The sequence below is a fragment of the Dorea formicigenerans genome (genome assembly GCF_025150245.1).
GTDB classification, from domain to species: domain Bacteria; phylum Bacillota; class Clostridia; order Lachnospirales; family Lachnospiraceae; genus Dorea; species Dorea formicigenerans.
Window position 1 is genome coordinate 1825482 of sequence record NZ_CP102279.1, and the last position, 20934, is coordinate 1846415.

Below are 20934 nucleotides of genomic sequence, written 5' to 3' on the forward strand. Positions count from 1 at the left end.
CCTGATTTTTCAGAAATTTTAAAATCCATTTTGCATAAATAACCAATTATATTTTACGGAAATATAGGTGATTTGTCAAAACCTGTTTTTTTTCTTCTTTATCCTTCAAAAATCTGATCCAGATTTTCCAGAATTACATCTGCACTGATTGGTTTGGCAATGTGACCATTCATACCAGCCTTGACCGCCTTTTTACGGTCTTCCTCAAAAGCATTTGCAGTCATCGCAATGATTGGGATATTCGCACATTTGTGATTGTTCAGCGTACGTATCTCCCGGGTTGCAGTATAGCCATCCATCTTCGGCATCTGAATATCCATAAAAATCAGATCATATTTCCTGCCTTCTGCTGATGACATGATATTCACAGCATCTGTGCCATCCTCTGCTGTATCCACTTCCAGACCAATTTCTTTCATGATTGCTGTTGCAATCTCGCGATTCAACTCATTATCCTCTACAAGAAGGACTTTTTTACCTGCATAACTCTTTCGGTTTTCCGCCTGAGCCTTCTGTTTTTCATTCTTAAGGAGTTCTCTTTGCGCCTGACTCATCAGAACTTCCCGCAGCTCTGAAAGAAACAACGGTTTCGACACAAATGCAGTTACTCCCGCCTCTCTTGCCTCCTGTTCAACATCTGACCAGTCATAGGCAGTCAGGATAATAATCGGATACTCCTCTCCAACCACCATACGAATCCTGCGTACTGTCTCGATTCCGTTCATATCCGGCATCAGCCAGTCAATGATATACACTTTAAATTCCTGATTCTGTTCATACGCTTCTTTTGCCCGAAGTACCGCTTCTTTTCCCGAAGTTGTCCAGTCTGCCGTCATTTCAATCTCACGCAGCATTCTGCTCACACTCATACAAGTTTGTGCATCATCATCCACCACAAGCGCTCTGGCACCTTTTAGCTCTGGAACAGGTTCCCGTTTCACTGTCTCTCCTGATGTTTCGCATTCAAGCATAATTGTAAATTCTGTTCCTTTTCCGGTTTCACTTTCAACCTGAATTGTACCACCCATCATGTCCACAATGTTTTTGGTGATCGCCATTCCAAGACCGGTTCCTCCAATCCCATTCTCCGTAACAGTATGCTCTCTTGAAAAAGAATCAAACACATGCTTTCGGAACTCCCTAGACATTCCGATTCCATTATCCTTCACACTGAAAACGACCGTTATGTATCCATCTCTTCTGCATGGCTTCTCCGAAACACGAATGTTAATCATACCGCCGACCGGTGTGAATTTTACAGCATTACTGCAAATATTGAGAAGGACCTGTGTCAGACGCAGCTTGTCGGTAATGATATCTTCATGAATTACATCCTGTGTATCAATATAAAGATCCTGCTGTTTGGAATGTACAGATCCCTGAATGATCGTTCTTAAATCATGCAAAATATCCGGCAGGTGTACCGTTGTATATTCAATTCGAACAGAACCGCTCTCGATTCTGCTCATATCCAACACATCATTGATCAGGCTAAGCAAATGCTGACTGGATGTATGAATTTTTTTCAGATAATCCAGAACAAGTTCTGTGTTGCCAATATGCGTTGTCGCAAGTGCTGTAAATCCAATAATCGCATTCATCGGCGTACGGATATCATGGGACATATTATTCAGGAACGCTGTTTTCGCCCTGTTTGCATGTTCCGCAGCTGCGAGTGCATTTCTCAGATTCTTATCCCGCTCTATCTCTCGTTCTTTTTCCTCTGTTACATCACGGTTCGCAACCAAAACTGTACTTAGTTTCCCAGTTTTATCATATCCCTGCGGCACAATGATTATTGTCAGCCACCTTCCTTCTACTGTCTGAGCTGTAAAGCTCAACGTCTCACGTTCTTCCAGACGCTGTGTCACCGTACTCATATTGATAAATTCACGATATTTCTCCTGAAATGGCTCTGTAATAACCTGCTGTATCAGTTCTTCCAGGTGCACTTTGGAAAGAATATCCCCTTTCTGATCCGGCTTCATATTCCTTGAAGATTTTACAATTTCGATTTTCTCTGTTTTTATATTCACAAGAGAAATTGAAGAATATGCATGGCCAAGTGCATTGATCACACGAAGTCTCTTCTGATCTTGAAGGATACTTCTCTTTTCTGTTCTGTTCCTGCTCACCCAATAAAGAGAGAAAAGAAGTAAGGCAAGTAACACATACATCACACATACGATATTTCGTGTGATGTAAACCTGGCTTTCCGGGAAAAAGATATATGCATCATAGTCTTTAATCTTCTCCTTGCGTCCATACCAGTTTCCGTCCTTTGAATGAAGACAGACAATTCCATTCCCCCCTGCCTTAAATTCATTTTTATACAATGACTTTGATTCTTCTACAGAACTCGAAAGAAGCTCCTGTTTATTGGTACTGACAACCTTGTCATCATCACAGATCACTATGCTTCCATTCATTTCAAAAGGGAAATCCGCAAATAACGATTTCATCGTCAGGTCTCCGTTTAACTCACTTACTTCCTCTTTCTGCATATATGTGATCACTATCCCTGCTGCATCCTGTCTTGCCACTGCCGCAAAATCATAGAGCTTTCCTTCATTTCTCAGACGGGTCGTATAAGTCTTTTGGGGGTACTTGGCAATATCACACACATAATCACTTTCAATCAGCTTTTGCCACAATAGCATAGCATCTCCATCTTTTGCAGTCTGTTCTGTCACTTTCTGGTTCTGATCCAACACAAGGATTCCTGTCAGACGCTGTTCGTTTGCATATTCATCCAGCATCTCCTCACTGAGATTGTCTTCCTGTGCTATGACCCGGCTTAATTCTGTTGTTTTGTCCATCAGGCGCACCAGACTCTTCACCTGGTCATTCGTATTATAGTTCTCATACCTTTCAATCCTGGTTTTTGCAAAGTCAAATGTCTCATTCAACGTACTATTCAGTTTTTTATTATCACTCGCTGTCAACAGAAGAAAAATCAGGATTCCGGAAAAAATCAGAACAAACACCAATAAGCATGCATTTTTGTCAAAGTTCTTTCCTTTGCTTTTACTCCTCTTATCTTTTTTCTGCGTCTGCGGCATCTGCGTTCTTACCTGTCTGCTCATTTGCTTTTTCCTCCCGGCAGGATTTCATCCGCATCCAATCCGTACTTTTTGACTATTTCTTCTGTAATGCCCTCATTTCGCATCTCTTCGAGAGTTTCTGTAAGCTCTTGTGCTACTTCTTTGTGGGTTCCTTTTTTAAAAGCAATTCCAAGTTCTGAAGTATAGATACTCTCGTCCAGCATACGGTATGCATCCTCTCCATCTCTCACCAGGCTGCCCAGCATTGCCTCATGACCTGCAATCGCATCTACATAATCTTTTCTAAGTGCAGCATAAAGTTCATTCGTCGTAGAAAAGCAGTTTACCGACTCCATTTGTGGAAGATCTGACGCAATCTTATGAAGGAAAAGATCCTCTGCCTTTGTGGTCGCCTGAACCGCAATCCTCTTTCCTTCCAGATCCTGAATAGTATTGATTTCACTCTCTTTTCTTACAGCCACCATCTGACGACTGTACAGATACGGACCTGCCCACTGATATTTATCTTCTCTTCCATTCATGGAATAACAGCTCCACAGACGGTCGATTGTTCCTTCTGCCAGAAGTTCATCTTTATCTTCCCAGACTATATTCTCGAACTTAGGCTGGTATCCCAGCCTCTGAAATGCTTCCTTGGCAAGTTCCACATCAATACCTTTATATTCACCATTACTCACCTGATAACTGTAAGGTTCAAAATAATCCATTCCAATGACAATCTCCGGCAGTTCGTTGTCTGCCGCTTTCTCTTTCTTTACTCCACACCCTCCCAGCATAAGACTGCCAGCCAGAAGAACTGCCATAATACAAATTCTTTTCCTATAGGTATGGGAATTATTCTTTCGATTTTTTCTCATATCCAGTTCCTTTTCATTCTTATCTTTATGTCCATAAATAATTCAGGAATGCCTCGGCATTCTTGCTGCGAGGTGCGCGTCATGCAATTGCATGACATACCGCTCATCTGACATATTGTCAAACTAAGTTATTATAGCATTCATGATTTATCATGTCCATAAAAAACTGCCTTCATCTGCATTTTTCATCTGCATTTTTGCTCATTTTTTTGCTCATTTTTACATTCTGAAATTTTACATTCATTTTTCAATTATTTTCATTTAAACTGTTGATTTTTAGTATTTTTCCTGTATAATGATTTTCAGGTCGTTTGTTAACAAATACTAAACTTTGAGTTTAATTTTATTTTTGTTGGTGACGGCTTTTATCATGTTTACTTTAAATCAACACAAGGAATCCATAATGATTCTTTCAGAAAGGTGGATTTTTGATGGATATCGGCAAAAAGATTAAGGAACTCCGCGTCGCCAAGGGGCTCACCCAGGAAGAGCTGGCAGACCGCAGTGAACTGTCCAAGGGATTTATTTCCCAGCTGGAACGGGATCTCACCTCCCCGTCCATTGCGACATTGATGGACATTTTGCAGTGCCTGGGCACAACCGTCTCAGAATTTTTTCAGGAAGAGCCGGAAGATCAGATTGTATTTCAAAATGAAGACTATTTTGAGAAAATTGATTCTGAACTTGGCAGCAAGACCGAATGGATCATACCGAACGCTCAGAAAAATATGATGGAACCGATCCGTCTGACTCTAAAGCCTGGCGGATTAACTTACCGGGATCTCCCACACGAAGGTGAAGAATTTGGTTATGTATTAAAAGGAAGTATCAAGATTCATATCGGACATAAAAGTTACACTGCGAAAAAAGGAGAATCTTTTTATTTCACACCTCACTCTGAACATTATATAGAAGCTTTTGGCACATCCGGTGCCGTTATTTTATGGGTCAGCACCCCGCCGAACTTTTAGGCTGAGCAGACTTCTTATCTATCAGGACTTCCTTGATAGCCGGCCTTAAGTTCTAAATTATAATTACATTTTGGGAGGACAATGAACATGTCTAATAAATTAATCGATATTGTAAATATATCCAAAGCATTTGATGAAAATGTCGTACTAGACGAACTGAATCTTTATATCCGGGAAAATGAATTTTTAACTCTTCTGGGACCAAGCGGTTGCGGAAAAACAACACTGCTTCGTATTCTTGGTGGATTCGAGACTCCTGACTCTGGAAAAATCATCTTCGATGGTCAGGATATCACGAACCTGGCTCCAAACAAACGACAGTTAAATACCGTATTCCAGAAATATGCACTTTTTACCCATATGACCATTGCAGAAAATATTGCATTCGGGCTAAAGATTAAAGGAAAATCTCAGAATTACATCAATGATAAGATTCGTTATGCGTTAAAACTTGTTAATCTTGAAGGCTTCGAAAACCGTACTCCTGCTTCCTTAAGCGGCGGACAACAGCAGCGTATCGCTATTGCAAGAGCCATTGTAAATGAACCGAAAGTCCTGCTTCTTGACGAACCTCTTGGTGCTCTTGACTTAAAGCTGCGCCAGGATATGCAGTACGAACTGATCCGCTTAAAAAATGAGCTTGGCATTACATTTATTTACGTCACTCATGATCAGGAGGAAGCCCTGACTATGTCCGATACGATCGTCGTTATGAACCAGGGATATATCCAGCAGGTAGGAACACCGGAAGATATTTATAATGAACCGAAGAATGCGTTCGTTGCAGACTTTATCGGTGACAGTAACATTCTTTCTGCCACGATGGTACATGACCGGCTCGTCAATATTCTCGGCGCCAACTTTCCGTGTGTCGATGAAGGATTCGGTCAGAAGAAGCCTGTTGATGCAGTGATCCGTCCGGAAGATATCGACCTTGTAAAACCAGAAGACGGAATTATCCGAGGCGTTGTTACACATGTTATTTTCAAAGGCGTTCACTATGAGATGGAAGTCATGGCAAATAATTACGAATGGCTCGTGCACAGCACCGATATGTTCCCAGTCGGAGCAGAAGTCGGACTGCGCGTAGACCCATTTGATATTCAGATCATGAAAAAACCAGAATCTGAAGATGAGGAGGCGGTACCAATTGAAGAATAGTAAATTATTAAAACAGATGCTTGCCGGTCCGTATCTTCTCTGGTCAGCAGCATTTATCATCATTCCTCTTATCATGGTCTTCTACTATGGTCTGACGAATAATGACGGTGGATTCACCCTGATGAATCTTGCCAGGATCACAGAACCTGAGAATTTAAAGGCATTGGGACTGGCACTTTTGTTATCCCTTGTCAGTACGATTATCTGCCTGATTCTCGCATACCCTCTGGCTATGATCCTGACTGGACTTGGCGTCAATCAGTCCAGCTTTATCGTACTGATTTTCATCCTGCCAATGTGGATGAATTCTTTGCTTCGGATCATTGCATGGCAGAACCTGTTGGAAAAGAACGGAGTTATCAACAGTCTCCTTCATTTTTTCCATTTACCGGCACTGGAAATCATCAATACTCCATATGCCATCGTACTTGGTATGGTCTATGATTTTCTGCCATTTATGATCTTACCAATTTACAATGTACTGTCCAAAATTGACACAAATGTTATCGAAGCAGCCAGAGATCTTGGTGCAAACAGTGTGCAGACATTTACAAAAATCCTGCTGCCACTGAGCGTTCCAGGGATCATCAGCGGAATTACCATGGTCTTTGTACCGTCACTGACAACTTTTGTCATCTCCGACCTCTTAGGTGGAAGTAAGATTCTCCTGATCGGTAATGTTATTGAGCAGGAATTTAAACAAGGAAGTAACTGGCACTCTGGCAGCGGTATGTCCCTTGTACTGATGATCTTCATTTTGATCAGTATGGCATTGATCGCAAAATACGATAAAGACGGGGAGGGAACTACATTTTGATCAAGAATTTTTTTAAACGGTTTTATCTGGTGCTGATATGCGTCATTTTGTACGCTCCGATCATCACCCTTATGGTATTATCCTTTAACTCCTCAAAATCCCGTTCCAAATGGGGAGGTTTTACAACAAAATGGTATGTGGAATTATTTAAAAATAATTCCATTATGAACGCACTTTATACAACACTGATCATCGCATTGTTATCTGCACTGATTGCTACGATTCTCGGTACTGCTGCCGCTATCGGTATTCAGGCAATGCGAAAGAAAATGCGTACTGTCGTGACTGGTGTAACCAATATTCCTATGTTAAATGCCGATATTGTGACAGGAATCTCTCTTATGCTGTTATTCATCGCATGTAGATTTTCCCTTGGATTTAAGACAATCCTGATTGCACATATTACCTTTAATATTCCCTATGTAATCCTGAGTGTTCTGCCAAAGCTGCGGCAAACGAACGTCAGCACTTATGAGGCCGCCCTGGATCTTGGCGCTTCTCCGTTATACGCTTTTTTCAAAGTCGTATTCCCGGACATTCTGCCAGGTGTGTCCTCCGGTTTCCTACTGGCATTTACTATGTCCTTAGATGACTTTATCATTACGCATTTTACAAAAGGACCTGGTGTCGACACTCTGTCCACCAAGATTTACAGTGAGGTGCGAAAAGGAATCAATCCTTCCATGTATGCACTGTCCACATTGATGTTCCTGGTTGTCATGATTCTTTTGTTATTGATCAACATGAAACCAGATGAAAAAGCTGCCGGTGCAAAAAATGCTAAAATTTCCAAAGTTGCCAGTCAGCATCCAAAGCTTCGCAAATTCCGCAAAGTTATGATGTCGAGAGTGGTTCCGGTCTGTATGGTCGTTCTCATTCTGGCAGGTGGAATTTTCTATGGCATCCGCTCAAAAAGTTCCAGTGACAAACAGGTCATTGTGTACAACTGGGGAGAATATATCGATCCGGAAACTTTAGATATGTTTGAAGAAGAAACCGGCATTGATGTCGTTTACGAAGAATATGAAACAAACGAGATCATGTATCCAAAAATACAGTCAGGCGCCATTGCCTACGATGTCGTATGCCCGTCCGACTACATGATCCAGCGTATGATTGAAAATGATCTGCTGGCTGAACTGAATTTTGACAATATTCCGAACATCAAAAATATTGGAAGCACTTATATGGAGCATTCCAAAGAGTTTGACCCGGAGAATAAATACTCTGTTCCTCACCTTTGGGGAACTGTAGGAATCCTTTACAATAAAACTATGGTCGACGATCCTGTAGATAGTTGGGGAATTCTGTGGAACGAAAAATACAAAGATAGTATCCTCATGCAGGATAGTGTCCGTGATGCATTTGGCATCACATTAAAATACCTTGGCTACTCACTGAACTCAACCGATCTGGATGAACTGACTGAAGCTAAGAATAAACTGATCGAACAAAAGCCACTTGTCCAGGCCTATGTTGTCGATCAGGCCCGTGATAAAATGATTGGAAATGAGGCTGCTCTCGCTGTCATCTACTCCGGAGAAGCTATCACCTGTCAGCTTGAAAATCCGGACCTGGAATATGTCATTCCAAAAGAAGGAAGTAACATGTGGATTGACTCCTGGGTCATCCCGAAAAACGCAAAGAATAAAGAAAACGCAGAAGCTTTTATCAATTTCATGTGCCGTCCGGACATTGCTAAGATGAACTTCGACTATATCACCTATTCCATCCCGAATGAGGAAGGAAGAAAACTCCTCGATCCGGAATACCGTAATAATCCAATTGTATTTCCAGATGATAAAGCACTGGAAAATTGCGAAACATTCAAATTCCTGGGAGATGAAAATGATGCCATATACAATGAATTATGGCGTCAGGTAAAATCCAAATAAATTAATAAATCCAAACGATATCTTGAATCGTTTGGATTTATTTTTATAGAAAAGGAAATTGCATTTCCTTTTCTACGGCATATTCCGGCACCATTTATTAAACCCGGAAGCATCCACCACCGATAAATTCTCGAAGCAATGAGTTCGTCGGTACTTTTTCGCTTCCGATTCCAACAAAGTAATCCAGGAATTTAAGCAGTCTCTTTGCCTCGATATATTCCGGGCACTCTCTTTCAACTCCGAATAACTGAGCTTCTACATATGGTTTCAATACTGCCAGTTCATAGATCAGAGCAGAATTGAACATGACATCTGCTTCCTCCTGGAATGGGAAAATATTCTCTTCCTCGCCTTTCCGTACAGAAGGCCACATCTGAATTGTCTTTTTTGCAGAAGCACCTCTTGTTCTTGCATCTCGCACAATTCTTCGAAGAAGCCGGCCATCTGTGGTTGGAATCCGGTTATGCTCATCAATGTTAAGCTGTGTCAGTGCACTGATATAAATTTTAAACTTATTCTCATCTGCCAATGCTTTTGTCAGCTTTGGATTCAGACAGTGAATGCCTTCAATAACCAGAATATCGTGTTCTCCAAGTTTCAATGGACTTCCTACAAATTCTTTATGTCCCTTCACAAAATCAAAATTTGGAATTATCACTTCTTTTCCATCCAGCAGTTCCTGCATTTGTTTCTCAAACAGATCAATATCCACTGCACAAAGTCCTTCAAAATTATAATTTCCCTTCTCGTCTTTCGGAGTCTCTTCTCTTTCTTTAAAGTAATTATCTACTGCGATCGGATGAGGACGCATTCCATTTGCACGAAGCTGTACAGACAGTCTGTGTGAAAATGTAGTCTTTCCGGAAGACGACGGTCCCGCAATCAATACGAATCTGATTTCCGGTCTGGAAGCAATCATCTGTGCAATTTCTGCAATTCTTCTTTCCTGCATTGCTTCCTGCACAAGCACAGTCTCCTGAACATCTCCACTGGTAATATTGCGATTCAATCCGCCAACCGTCTCAATCTCCTGAATATCTCCCCATTTCACAGATTCTTTCATGACCTGAAAGAACTTTGTTCTCGCCTCAAAATGTGGCACGGTCTCCGGCTTATCAATCTCTGGCATCTGAAGTACAAACCCTTCATCATACCGATATAATTTAAAATATTTCAGATACCCTGTACTGTAAAGCATATATCCATAATAATAATCTTCAAACTCATTGATGCTGTAAAGGTTTACTTTGGATACACGGCGGTAACGGAACAATTCTTCTTTATCATACATTCCATACTGTCCAAAAAGTCCGATTGCCTCATTCGTATGAACCGTTCTTTTCTTGATTGATAGATCTGCCTCCACAAGTTCGTGCATCCTCGACTCGACACGCTCAAGAAAATCATCATCGACTCTTGTTTCGCCGGTAATCGTACAATAATATCCCGGTCCTATTGCAAAATGCATCCGAACCTTGTCAATATTCTTATGTCCTGCCACGTCATAAACTGCTTTTACAAGAAGGAAACTCATGCTTCGTTTGTATGCCTCATGTCCAATGGGATCCGCTGTTGTAACAAAACTGATTTCACAATCTTTTTTCAGACGCTTATGCAGTTCCTGAAGTTTTCCATCTACAAATACCAGAACAATCTCATGCTCATAATCTTTCTGGTATTCTTTTGCAATGTCGTGATATGTGATAGCAGCTTCATATTCTTTCACTTCATTTTTAATTTTTACATGATACATTCTTTTCTCTTCCATCTTCCGGTCCTCCCTATATCATGACTGCTTCTATAAAGCTTTCCCTATATTACTGTAAACGGATGACTCACTGGGGCTTCTATGACCTCGACTCCCAAAAGGTGTGCTCGTAAATAATTCCCCATATCGCCGATAAATATGTGCTCCACCCCATAATGTCCTGCGTCGATGATATTAAGTCCTCTTGCAAGTGCGTCAATCCCTTCATGATGACCGATATCTCCGGTCACATAGACATCAGCCCCTGCTGCAATCGCCTGATCAATATCACTTTTACCAGACCCCGGACAGATTGCTACTCGGTGAACATTTTGCTTCAGATCGCCGAATACTTTCACTGTATCAAGGGCAAATGCTTTCTTGACTTCTTCACAATAATCTGCCAGTGAAATTTCATTTCTCTGTTCATCATTATCAGAAGCAGATGGTATCTCTCCGACACGGCCAATACCTTCCGGTTCTCCCGATTCATTTTCTCCGGTGACATCCAGTATCTGACAATTCTCAAGTTTCAGATAATCTGCTGCCAGATCTGCCATACCTTTGACATCATAATTCGTGTGCATAGCATAATAAGAAATGTCATGCTGAATCAGTTTTACTAATCTTCTGCCGATGAAATTCTGATTATTCACTTGTTTCATACCGCTAAAAATCAAAGGATGATGTGTCACCAGCATATCTGCACCTGCCAAAATTGCCTCATCTACCACTTCATCTGTAGCATCCAGTGCCACATATATATTTGCAACTTCTTTATCATCTCTTCCTGCCAGCAGTCCGACATTATCCCAGGAAAGAGCATATCTTGGTGAATAGTCCTGTTCTATTATTTTGATAATATCTTTACATAGCATGCAATCATTCCTCTCTAATATTCACATAGTATTCAACAATGTTTTTCTTACAATGCTTTTCTTACTCTTCATAGTAAGACATTGCTTTTTTTGCTACTTCCAGTTCATGTTCAATTTCTGTCATACGCTCTTTTATCCGCTCACCATCTTTTCCGGCAAGACCGAGAAGTATATCTTCACGAATACGGATTTCACGCTTCAGATATTCATATAATATCGGATTTTTGTTTTTTAAAAGTAGTGGTCCATAATGGTACTCCCATTCCTCTTTTTTACAATCTTCCTGCCGGTCAGCCGTCTTATGTTCACAATATTCTGGTGGTACCACCCGCATCATAGGATAATATTTCCCGTCTTCCTCTACCATATCTTCTGCTTCGAACCGAAACCCATGTTCCACAAGATATTCCCGTACTTTCTGTATCTCAGACTGAGGCTGTAAGATGCAGCCTTTTAATGTGCTGACGATTTGTTTTCCTTCTTCCAGAATGTGAATCACAAGACCGCCGCCCATTCCGGCAACGATAATCTCCTCCACTTCTTTCGGCTTTACTGCTGCCAGTCCATCCGACAGCCTTGTCTCAATCCGGTCACTCATTCCATAGCCTGCTATGTGAATTCTCGCACGTTCCAGCGGTCCCTTATTGATATCCATCGCTATCACTTTCGGTGATAAGTTCTGTTCTATCAAATGAATCGGTATATATCCGTGATCTGTTCCTATATCTGCGACAGAGGCGCCCTCTGTCACAAGACCTGCTACTGCAGTAAGTCTCTTTGATAGTTCCATAGGCGCCTCTTTCTTAATCCAGATAATCTCTTAGTTTTCTACTGCGGCTCGGATGACGAAGCTTTCTAAGTGCTTTTGCCTCGATCTGACGAATACGCTCACGCGTTACATCAAACTCCTTACCAACCTCTTCCAGTGTACGTGCACGTCCATCATCCATACCAAAACGAAGTCTTAAAACTTTCTGCTCTCTCTCTGTCAGAGTATCTAACACTTCATCTAACTGCTCTTTTAAAAGTGTCTGAGCTGCGGCTTCAGCAGGTACCGGAACATTGTCGTCCTGAATAAAATCTCCCAGGTGACTGTCTTCCTCTTCACCGATTGGTGTCTCCAGTGATACCGGTTCCTGAGAAATCTTTAAGATTTCACGGACACGTTCCACTGGCATATCTAATTCTGCTGCAATTTCCTCCGGCGTAGGTTCACGTCCTAACTCCTGCAGTAATTGTCTGGAAACACGAATCAGTTTATTGATCGTCTCTACCATATGCACCGGAATACGGATAGTTCTGGCCTGATCAGCAATTGCTCTTGTAATTGCCTGGCGGATCCACCATGTTGCATAAGTACTGAATTTGAATCCTTTATGATAGTCAAACTTCTCAACCGCTTTAATTAGACCCAAATTACCTTCCTGAATCAGATCCAGAAACAGCATTCCACGTCCCACATATCTCTTAGCAATACTGACAACAAGACGAAGGTTTGCTTCTGCCAGACGCTTCTTAGCATCCTCATCTCCCTCTGCCATACGCTTTGCAAGCTCTACTTCTTCATCTGCTGAAAGAAGCGGTACCTTTCCAATCTCTTTCAGATACATACGGACCGGATCCTCTATACTGATTCCATCCGGCACAGACAAGTCGATTTTCTCCATATCAACATCGTCTTCATCTGTCAGAACAATATCGGAATCATCAACATCATCTAATTCCTCAATTCCATCCCCATCTCCGCTTACACGAAGCACATCAATATGATTGGCCTCCAGATACTCATAAACTTTCTCCATCTGTTCTGCATCAAGCTCCATATCTGAGAAAAAATCATTGATTTCCTGAAGTTCCAGGATACTCTTATTCTTCTTTCCATGAGCAACCAGTTGTTTTAACTTTTCCCCAAATTTCGCTATGTTTTCTTCCATGTGGTGTCCATCCTCCATTATATGTTTTTATTTTATCCTTAATTAATAGAAATATGCAATTTTTCAAGGTCCTGCAACGCCCGTTTTGCTTCCATCAGCTTCTGCAATCCCTGTATATCGGTCGGATCAAGCTTTGCTGAGTGTTCTTCAATACTATTCTTCTTTACCCGGATAATTGTCTCTTTTAATGCCTTTTCCTGTTCATGTGCTGTTTTAATTTCCCGGATTCTTGTATTAAAAAGCGCTGCCACCTCACGATGTTCCTCTTCATCTGTAAAATGATTCATGATCTGCGCCGGATTGAGCTTTCCCTGTTCGTGCTGCGCATATAAAAGCTCAGCTACAGTCCGATATATCCCTTCCTGAAAATCTTCCGGATGAATATACTTCTGGATCTGTGCAAATACATTCTCATCCGATGCCATCCATGTCAGCAGAATCTTCTGTGACTTTCGTGTACCATCTTCCTTATCCAGGTTCTGACTCCTTGTAGATCTCGGTCTTTCCACCGGCTTTGCAAGTCCGGTCTGAACTGCCATTCGTCCGACCAGTTTTTTCAGATCTTCACTGCCGACATGATAAGTCCCTGCAACTGCATCAATGTAGTTATTGCGCTCTATCTCTTCATCAAACTCTGTAAGCTTTCTCGCAGCTTCCTTCATAAAGTCCGTTCTGCCTTCCGGCGACGTCATATCATAATCCCGTTCCAGAATTTCAAGACTGAACATAAATCCATTCCTTGCCTTCTGGATCCGTTCTTCAAAGGCTTCAGCACCGAGATTTTTAATAAATTCATCTGGATCTTTATACGGTTCCATCCGAATGATTTTTGCCGTAATCCCAACTTCACGCAGAATCGGTCCTGCCCTCAGAGCTGCTTTCGTTCCTGCCTCGTCACTGTCATACGTCAGGTAGACTTCATTGACATACCGTTTGATAAGCGCTGCATGTCCCGGTGTCAGGGCTGTTCCAAGTGACGCTACTGCATTGGTAAATCCCGCCTGATGCAGGGAAATCACATCCATATAGCCCTCACAAAGCAGAAAATAAGGTTTTCTCGACTTTCTTGCTCGATTCAGTCCATACAGGTTCCGGCTTTTGTCAAAAATGATCGTCTCCGGTGAGTTCAGATATTTTGGCTTTGCATCACCCATGACACGGCCGCCAAATCCAATAACACGACTGTTTACATCCATAATCGGAAACATGACCCTGTTCCAGAACTTATCGTGAACTCCGTATTTTTCATCAATACTGATCAGACCTGCCTGTGAGATCATATCGTCTTTGTAGCCTTTTGATTTCAGATACTTGTACAGATCATCACTGTACTTGTTCGAATATCCCAGACCAAATGCTTTGATCGTATCGTCACTTAGCTTTCGATCTTTTAAGTATGTAAGGGCATGTCCCCCTTGCGGCCTTAAAAGCTGTACATAAAAGTACTGTGCTGCTGCCTTATTAATCTCCAGTAATATAGCTTTTGTATCTGCGCGCTTTTTCGCCTCCCCGGAGTACTCCGGTTCCGGAAGCTCCACACCTGCACGATCCGCCAGATATTTCAGTGCCTCTACAAAAGAATAATGTTCATATTCCATCAGAAATGTGAATACATTTCCTCCGGCACCACAGCCAAAGCAATAATACATCTGCTTCTGTCTGCTGACTGAAAATGACGGGGATTTTTCATTATGAAATGGACATAATCCAAAGTAGGAGCTTCCTTTTTTCTGAAGTCTCACATAACTGGAAATTACATCTACGATATCATTTTTTGACCGGATTTCTTCCACTAATTCCTCTGGATAATACATATCTGCGTCCTTTCATTTTTCATCATCTCTTCTTCAAATCCAGAAGAAGAAACGTCCCTATTAATAATATTCGACACAAACTTTATATTTCCTTTAATTTTTCCAAGATTCTGGGATAAAAAATTCCGTAAATTTCTTCACTGCATAAGTATCCGTCATTCCTGCGATATAATCGCACACGACCCGTGACAGCTCTTCTCCCTTTTTTAACATATTCTGTGATTGCTCCGGAAGAAACTCCGGATTCTTTATATAGAATTCATATAGATTGGTAATCATATGGATTGCTTTGCCCTCTTCCTTCTTGGCAACCGGGTTACGGTAAACATTTTCAAACATAAATACACGAAGGCCCTGCATAGCCTCATGAACTTCCTCAGACATCTGAATCACCGGACGATCCACACTGTTGATAATAACATTATGTACAAGTGTGTTCAGGCGTCCTTTCACCGAAGTTCCCAAAACATCCGTATATTTCTTCGGAATATCTTCTTCTCTTAAAATACCGCCACGGATTGCATCATCAATATCATGATTAATATAGGCGATCTTATCTGACAGGCGCACGATCTGTCCTTCCAGTGTTGACGGGCGTCCGCTTGTTTTGTGATTCCTGATCCCGTCAATGACTTCCCATGTAAGATTCAGTCCCCGTCCTTCCTTTTCTATAGATTCCACCACTCGCACACTCTGCTCATTGTGTTTGAAACCTCCCGGGCAAAGTTCATTGAGCGCACGCTCCCCTGCATGCCCGAAAGGTGTATGTCCCAGATCATGCCCCAGGGCAATTGCTTCTACCAGTTCCTCATTAAGCCGGAGTGCTTTCGCAATTGTTCTTGCATTTTGTGACACCTCCAGTGTATGTGTCAGCCTTGTACGGTAATGATCTCCTTTCGGAAGAAGAAACACCTGGGTCTTCTGCTTCAGTCTGCGGAACGCCTTGCAGTGCACGATCCGGTCACGATCACGCTGAAAGACCGGACGAATATCACATTCCTCTTCCTTAATCTTCCGGCCTTTTGAATTCTTACTCAATGTCGCATAAGGACTTAAATACTCCAATTCTCTTTCTTCCATCTGCTCCCGAATCATCATAGAATCACGCTCCATCTTCACACTTGTATAATCATACTTTCATTATACAATACAATTCCGTCTGCTGGTACTGTTTTTCACATTATATTTTCTTACAGATTCAAGAATACCTGATTGATGTATTTTTACATATAATGATATTTCTTTCGCTGTCTGATAAAAAATGCAGCTGTCATAAAAAGTGTACAAAGCTCTGCCACTGTAACGGCACTCCAGATTCCGTTCACTCCAAAGAATACAGGCAGTATCAGAACTGCCGCCATCTGGAATAATAATGTTCGAAGAAATGAAATCGCAGCCGAAATCATTCCATTGTTCAATGCTGTAAAGAATGCTGATCCATAAATATTGAATCCATTGACCAGAAAACTGATAAAATATATCCTGAATCCGTGTCTTGTCAGCTCAAATAATTCTGCGTCATATCCCACAAACAATTTTGCAAGCGGTGTTGTAATCACCTGAGAGAACATGAAAAGTCCAATCCCCCATAGTCCAATCAGCCGCAGGCTCTTTTTAAACATATTTTTCAGCTCACTGTGATTGCCGGCACCATAATGATAGCTGACGATCGGCGCACTTCCAATAGAATATCCGATAAAAATAGCAACAAATATAAAGTTCGCATACATAATAGATCCATAAGCCGCTACTCCATTTTCACCGGCCACTTTCATAAGCTGCAGATTATAAAGAGAATTTACCACTGAACTGGACAGATTCGTCATAAACTCGGATGCACCATTGCTGCATGTCTTTAATAAAATTCTTCTGTCAAAACTTGGTCTTCCAAGTTTCAGAAGACTTGAATTTTTTCGTGCAAAATAAAAAATCGGGAACAATCCGCCGATAAATTCTCCGCATACTGTCGCAACTGCTGCCCCTGCAATTCCAAATCCAAGACGTCCCACAAACAAATAATCCAGAACCATGTTGGTCACACCCGCCACAATGATAACTTTTAGCCCAAGTTTTGGTTTCTGTGCTGCTACAAAAAAGCTCTGAAACACATTCTGCAGCATAAAAGCCGGAAAAGAAATAAATGTGATGCGCCCGTACAACACGCAGTCTGAAAGCAGTTCACCAGCTGCGCCAAGCATCACTGCTACCGGACGAATCAAAATCATTCCAAGAATACTAACTGCTATGCCGCCAATGATCGTAACATAGACTAACATGGAAAAATATTCATTTGCCTTTTCTTTTTTTCCTTCTCCAAGAGTTGTTGCTACAATCGCGCTGCCTCCGGTACCGATCATAAATCCAAGAGCTGAAAGTCCCATCAGAATCGGCATAATTAAATTGATTGCTGCAAATGCAGTCTTTCCGGCAAAATTCGACACAAACAGACCGTCTACAACTCCGTAGATCGATGTAAAGATCATCATCACAATAGACGGTAATACAAATTTTATTAATTTTTTATAAGTAAAATGATCTGATAACTGAATCTCCATAAAAAAAATCTACTCCTCTTTTTCAAGAATACCTCTGCAATCCTGCCGGATGCTATATCAGAAGTGCATTCACTTCTGCTTCTATAAAATCCTCAACTATACTCGAGACATTTGAAGCTTATGGATATTCGCTTTTAATTCCATATTGTATTTTTCGTAAAGTTCCAGCATTTTCTTGCATTCTTCCTTACTCATACCAGAAAATGCCTGATTCTCTGCCTCTATCACTGGATAAATCTTCTCTTCCATAAGTTTCTGTCCCTTTTCCGTCAGATGAATATGCATATCACGGCCTTTTCCTTTTTCCAGTATCAGATATCTATCCTGTTCCAGCTTACGGATCGATGAATTCACTGTCTGCTTTGGAATACAGCACATCTGACTGATATCGCGCTGCAAACATCCATCCCCCATCTCACAAATGGCGTATAGAATATCAAATCCGCTTAATGACAGTCCTACCTTTGTCGCAGCCTCACGGTATACATCATTAAACTCTTTATAAATGTGATTAAACTCTATGAGCTGACGGCTCATGTATAGTGTTTTTTGTTTCGACTCCATTATTTTTTCTCCTCAAGTCCGATTTCGTACTTATTACAGTATAGTCCGATTTCGTACTCGTGTCAAGTGTTTTACTCGATATTGCCAATCCAAATGAAAGAAGGAAAGGACGAAGTCAAAACAATTCGCAAAAGAACAAAAAAGATGAAAAAAAGCAAAAATTGTTGTTGCTTTTTTCCTGAAAGTGTAGTAATATAATCTTCGGGCAATCGAGAAAAGCCTTTTATGCGGAAGTGTCGGAACTGGCAGACGAGCAAGACTAAGGATCTTGTAAGCATTGCGCTTGTGTGGGTTCAAGTCCCATCTTCCGCATTAACTTTTCAACAACATATTGCCTGCGATCATGAAAATGATTCATAATGCGGAAGTGTCGGAACTGGCAGACGAGCAAGACTAAGGATCTTGTAAGCATTGCGCTTGTGTGGGTTCAAGTCCCATCTTCCGCATTAACTTTTCAAATTTTATATTGTTTGTAATCATGTAAATGATTTACATAAATGCGGAAGTGTCGGAACTGGCAGACGAGCAAGACTAAGGATCTTGTAAGCATTGCGCTTGTGTGGGTTCAAGTCCCATCTTCCGCATTAAAAAACTCAGGTAAAAGTACCTGAGTTTTTTTCTTAAGAATCACAGCGTTTCCTGTCTCTAGACTTCAAAATCATTGCCTTGCTTTGGTCTGCTTCTAACTTATTCTATTTCGCTGATATCTTCAAGTGGTATTCTGCATCCATCTTCCAGCACAAGAATTTTTTGATATTCATCGATTTTTTTCACGATTCCTATTTTTGTCTTATAACTGCCACCACTTTTTCTTCCATCCGGAACATAATATACAAGTTGGATTTTCTGCCCCGGCTCTGACACAATTTTTTGAAGCTTCACATTCAATTGTTCTTTCATCTCTTCATCCAATTCCATACGTATATCTGTAACTCTTGCCGCCTCCTCGATTGCTGCCTGGTGTCCGGTCAGTGCTGCAAATGGTGCAAACTGTGCTGCCCGGTCTTCCACCGGCATAGGTTTATGCCTTTTCGAAACAGGATGTGGCAGATTGATAATATCTTCATAATTTAAATTTGTATTGTCCCTATCATATCCAGTCATTTTCCACCTCAATTTATTCGCCATTACTACGTTTCTATGCTTTGTGCCCGCCAATCTGACTATTCCTCTCAACAGCCGTGGCACCTTCTTCCAGATTCATACCTTTGAGGAGAGCATTTTTCCCAAATTTCTTTTTGATATCCAGTGCTGCATGCTGCAATTTCTTTTCCCGTTCCAGCTTCTCTTTGCGTTTCTGCTGTTCCTCTTCCAGGTGACTATAATCGGTAAATAAATCTAACTGTTCAAAAGAAGCCTTCTCTTCCGCCAGCGATTCATCGACAACATGATTTGCCGTAATATATACACGGCGTACGAAAAGGTCAGGATTCACGATTTTGTCATACAATTCCAGAATCATCTCGATCATCTCTATTGAAGAGGAAGTTCGGTTTTTCAGATTTGCTGTTCCATGTGCATGCTTGGGTACTTTTCTTCCATAGCGGTCCACCGTAATTTCCCCTTGATACTGTTTCTTTTTGTTTCCACTTTCCAGATTACCAATATCATAACCAACCGTCAGAACAAGCTGATCTGTCACAAGATGCTTATCCACCAGATCAAGTGCAAGAAGGTCTGTCATTTCCTTAATGATCAGTCTGGTCTGTTGAAAATCATATGGGCAATGCAGTACCTGTCCGGAACCAATGCTGTTACTCTCTGGTTTATAGGCTTTGACCTGAGCAATCGTACAAGGTTCCCACCCCCATGCATGATCAATGAGAAGCTCTGCATTTACCCCAAACAGCCGATACAGCAATTCTTCATTATAATAATCTGTTTCTTTTCCAATGGAACATCTCGCCACATCTCCCATGTTATAAATGCCATGAGACAAAAGTTTTTTTGCGTATCCCTGTCCGACCCTCCAAAAATCCGTAATTGGCTGATGCGTCCAAAGCAAACGTCTGTAACTGATCTCATTGAGTTCTGCAATTCTGACCCCATTATGATCTGGTTCCACATGTTTTGCCAGAATGTCCATGGCAACTTTACAAAGATACAGGTTCGTTCCAATTCCCGCAGTCGCAGTCATTCCCATTGTATCGTAAATGTCCCGGATTATTTTTGATATCAGTTCTTTCGCCGTCATTCCATATGTGTTCAGATAATCCGTTACATCACACATAATCTCATCGATAGAATATACATGGATATCTTCCGGTGCCAGATATTTTAAATAAATCTGATAAACCCGTGTACTATATTCCATGTAATGCGCCATTCTCGGGGTTGCTACAACATAATCTACAGCCAGATGCGAATTCTTTTCCAGTTCTTTCTTATCAAAAGAAGAACCGGAAAAACAATGTTCCGGTATCTGTCTTAATCTCTGATCATTCACTTCTTTTATACGTTGCACAACTTCAAACAATCTGGCTCTTCCAGGAATCCCATAAGTTTTGAGCGATGGTGACACTGCAAGACAAATTGTTTTCTCTGTACGGCTTGCATCTGCCACAACCAGATGCGTACCCAGCGGATCTAAGCCACGCTCTATACACTCCACAGACGCATAAAAAGATTTCAAGTCAATTGCTGCATAGATTCGGTTCTTTTCCACCGGTCACACCT

General features: G+C 41.3%; 16 protein-coding genes and 3 tRNA genes. 7 read left to right on the forward strand and 12 right to left on the reverse strand.

Features of this window, described 5'->3' with window-relative positions; translation table 11 throughout:
* Positions 1–98: 98 nt before the first annotated feature.
* Complete coding sequence (locus NQ560_RS08965; protein WP_005331171.1) at positions 99–3086, reverse strand: response regulator; 2988 nt, start codon at positions 3084–3086, stop codon at positions 99–101.
* Complete coding sequence (locus NQ560_RS08970) at positions 3083–3922, reverse strand: substrate-binding periplasmic protein (RefSeq protein ID WP_233420455.1); 840 nt, start codon at positions 3920–3922, stop codon at positions 3083–3085. The genes NQ560_RS08965 and NQ560_RS08970 overlap by 4 nt, the downstream gene beginning before the upstream one ends.
* 431 nt (positions 3923–4353) lie before the next feature.
* Here NQ560_RS08970 and NQ560_RS08975 point away from each other — a divergent pair, with 431 nt between their 5' ends.
* The 4 genes from NQ560_RS08975 (at position 4354) to NQ560_RS08990 (ending at position 8766) form a co-directional block, all read left to right on the forward strand.
* Positions 4354–4893 carry a helix-turn-helix domain-containing protein gene (locus NQ560_RS08975; protein ID WP_005331176.1) on the forward strand — a complete coding sequence of 180 codons (540 nt, stop codon included), beginning with the start codon at positions 4354–4356 and terminating at the stop codon, positions 4891–4893.
* An 87-nt stretch (positions 4894–4980) separates the two neighbouring features.
* On the forward strand, positions 4981–6054 hold the full coding sequence (locus NQ560_RS08980) for an ABC transporter ATP-binding protein (RefSeq protein WP_040015300.1): 1074 nt from the start codon (positions 4981–4983) through the stop codon (positions 6052–6054).
* The gene (locus NQ560_RS08985; RefSeq protein ID WP_052302905.1) at positions 6026–6871 is read left to right on the forward strand and encodes an ABC transporter permease; all 846 of its coding nucleotides are present in this window, start codon (positions 6026–6028) and stop codon (positions 6869–6871) included. The genes NQ560_RS08980 and NQ560_RS08985 overlap by 29 nt, the downstream gene beginning before the upstream one ends.
* Complete coding sequence (locus NQ560_RS08990; RefSeq protein WP_040015301.1) at positions 6868–8766, forward strand: extracellular solute-binding protein; 1899 nt, start codon at positions 6868–6870, stop codon at positions 8764–8766. Before NQ560_RS08985 ends, NQ560_RS08990 begins: the two co-directional genes overlap by 4 nt.
* A 97-nt stretch (positions 8767–8863) precedes the next feature.
* Here the strand turns inward: NQ560_RS08990 and NQ560_RS08995 are convergent, their stop codons facing one another.
* The 8 genes from NQ560_RS08995 to NQ560_RS09030 all read right to left on the reverse strand — a co-directional run bounded on the left by NQ560_RS08995 (position 8864) and on the right by NQ560_RS09030 (position 18258).
* The gene (locus NQ560_RS08995) at positions 8864–10534 is read right to left on the reverse strand and encodes a nucleoside kinase (protein WP_005331186.1); all 1671 of its coding nucleotides are present in this window, start codon (positions 10532–10534) and stop codon (positions 8864–8866) included.
* 44 nt (positions 10535–10578) lie between these two features.
* Positions 10579–11391: a Nif3-like dinuclear metal center hexameric protein gene (locus tag NQ560_RS09000; RefSeq protein WP_005331188.1), complete on the reverse strand. Its 813-nt coding sequence runs from the start codon at positions 11389–11391 to the stop codon at positions 10579–10581.
* Positions 11392–11452: 61 nt separating this feature from the next.
* A complete protein-coding gene (locus NQ560_RS09005) occupies positions 11453–12181 on the reverse strand; it encodes a tRNA (adenine(22)-N(1))-methyltransferase (protein ID WP_005331190.1) in 729 nt (242 codons plus the stop codon).
* 13 nt (positions 12182–12194) lie between these two features.
* Positions 12195–13325: an RNA polymerase sigma factor RpoD gene (gene rpoD, locus NQ560_RS09010; protein WP_005336805.1), complete on the reverse strand. Its 1131-nt coding sequence runs from the start codon at positions 13323–13325 to the stop codon at positions 12195–12197.
* A gap of 38 nt (positions 13326–13363) precedes the next feature.
* On the reverse strand, positions 13364–15139 hold the full coding sequence (dnaG, locus tag NQ560_RS09015; RefSeq protein ID WP_005331194.1) for a DNA primase: 1776 nt from the start codon (positions 15137–15139) through the stop codon (positions 13364–13366).
* 93 nt (positions 15140–15232) lie between these two features.
* The gene (locus tag NQ560_RS09020; protein WP_040015302.1) at positions 15233–16237 is read right to left on the reverse strand and encodes a deoxyguanosinetriphosphate triphosphohydrolase; all 1005 of its coding nucleotides are present in this window, start codon (positions 16235–16237) and stop codon (positions 15233–15235) included.
* Positions 16238–16362: 125 nt separating this feature from the next.
* Positions 16363–17694, reverse strand: coding sequence for an MATE family efflux transporter (locus NQ560_RS09025; protein ID WP_005331209.1), 1332 nt, complete (start codon positions 17692–17694; stop codon positions 16363–16365).
* A 96-nt stretch (positions 17695–17790) separates the two neighbouring features.
* A complete protein-coding gene (locus NQ560_RS09030) occupies positions 17791–18258 on the reverse strand; it encodes a MarR family winged helix-turn-helix transcriptional regulator (RefSeq protein WP_005331210.1) in 468 nt (155 codons plus the stop codon).
* 227 nt (positions 18259–18485) lie between these two features.
* Between NQ560_RS09030 and NQ560_RS09035 the strand changes: the two genes are divergently transcribed.
* The 3 genes from NQ560_RS09035 to NQ560_RS09045 all read left to right on the forward strand — a co-directional run bounded on the left by NQ560_RS09035 (position 18486) and on the right by NQ560_RS09045 (position 18842).
* Positions 18486–18570: transfer RNA gene (locus NQ560_RS09035), tRNA-Leu, on the forward strand.
* A gap of 49 nt (positions 18571–18619) precedes the next feature.
* A tRNA-Leu gene (locus NQ560_RS09040) sits at positions 18620–18704 on the forward strand.
* A 53-nt stretch (positions 18705–18757) separates the two neighbouring features.
* Positions 18758–18842 (forward strand) — tRNA-Leu (locus NQ560_RS09045).
* Between the two features lie 103 nt (positions 18843–18945).
* Here the strand turns inward: NQ560_RS09045 and NQ560_RS09050 are convergent.
* Positions 18946–19362 carry a YolD-like family protein gene (locus tag NQ560_RS09050; protein ID WP_040015303.1) on the reverse strand — a complete coding sequence of 139 codons (417 nt, stop codon included), beginning with the start codon at positions 19360–19362 and terminating at the stop codon, positions 18946–18948.
* Positions 19363–19396: 34 nt separating this feature from the next.
* On the reverse strand, positions 19397–20923 hold the full coding sequence (locus tag NQ560_RS09055; RefSeq protein ID WP_005331213.1) for a Y-family DNA polymerase: 1527 nt from the start codon (positions 20921–20923) through the stop codon (positions 19397–19399).
* Between the last annotated feature and the right edge of the window lie 11 nt (positions 20924–20934).

Coding starts and splice junctions, on each gene's coding strand:
- NQ560_RS08965 (WP_005331171.1), bottom strand. CDS start 3,086: ATGAGCAGACAGGTAAGAACGCAGATGCCGCAGACGCAGAAAAAAGAT.
- NQ560_RS08970 (WP_233420455.1), bottom strand. CDS start 3,922: ATGAGAAAAAATCGAAAGAATAATTCCCATACCTATAGGAAAAGAATT.
- NQ560_RS08975 (WP_005331176.1), top strand. CDS start 4,354: ATGGATATCGGCAAAAAGATTAAGGAACTCCGCGTCGCCAAGGGGCTC.
- NQ560_RS08980 (WP_040015300.1), top strand. CDS start 4,981: ATGTCTAATAAATTAATCGATATTGTAAATATATCCAAAGCATTTGAT.
- NQ560_RS08985 (WP_052302905.1), top strand. CDS start 6,026: ATGAGGAGGCGGTACCAATTGAAGAATAGTAAATTATTAAAACAGATG.
- NQ560_RS08995 (WP_005331186.1), bottom strand. CDS start 10,534: ATGGAAGAGAAAAGAATGTATCATGTAAAAATTAAAAATGAAGTGAAA.
- NQ560_RS09000 (WP_005331188.1), bottom strand. CDS start 11,391: ATGCTATGTAAAGATATTATCAAAATAATAGAACAGGACTATTCACCA.
- NQ560_RS09005 (WP_005331190.1), bottom strand. CDS start 12,181: ATGGAACTATCAAAGAGACTTACTGCAGTAGCAGGTCTTGTGACAGAG.
- rpoD (WP_005336805.1), bottom strand. CDS start 13,325: ATGGAAGAAAACATAGCGAAATTTGGGGAAAAGTTAAAACAACTGGTT.
- dnaG (WP_005331194.1), bottom strand. CDS start 15,139: ATGTATTATCCAGAGGAATTAGTGGAAGAAATCCGGTCAAAAAATGAT.
- NQ560_RS09020 (WP_040015302.1), bottom strand. CDS start 16,237: ATGATGATTCGGGAGCAGATGGAAGAAAGAGAATTGGAGTATTTAAGT.
- NQ560_RS09025 (WP_005331209.1), bottom strand. CDS start 17,694: ATGGAGATTCAGTTATCAGATCATTTTACTTATAAAAAATTAATAAAA.
- NQ560_RS09030 (WP_005331210.1), bottom strand. CDS start 18,258: ATGGAGTCGAAACAAAAAACACTATACATGAGCCGTCAGCTCATAGAG.
- NQ560_RS09050 (WP_040015303.1), bottom strand. CDS start 19,362: ATGACTGGATATGATAGGGACAATACAAATTTAAATTATGAAGATATT.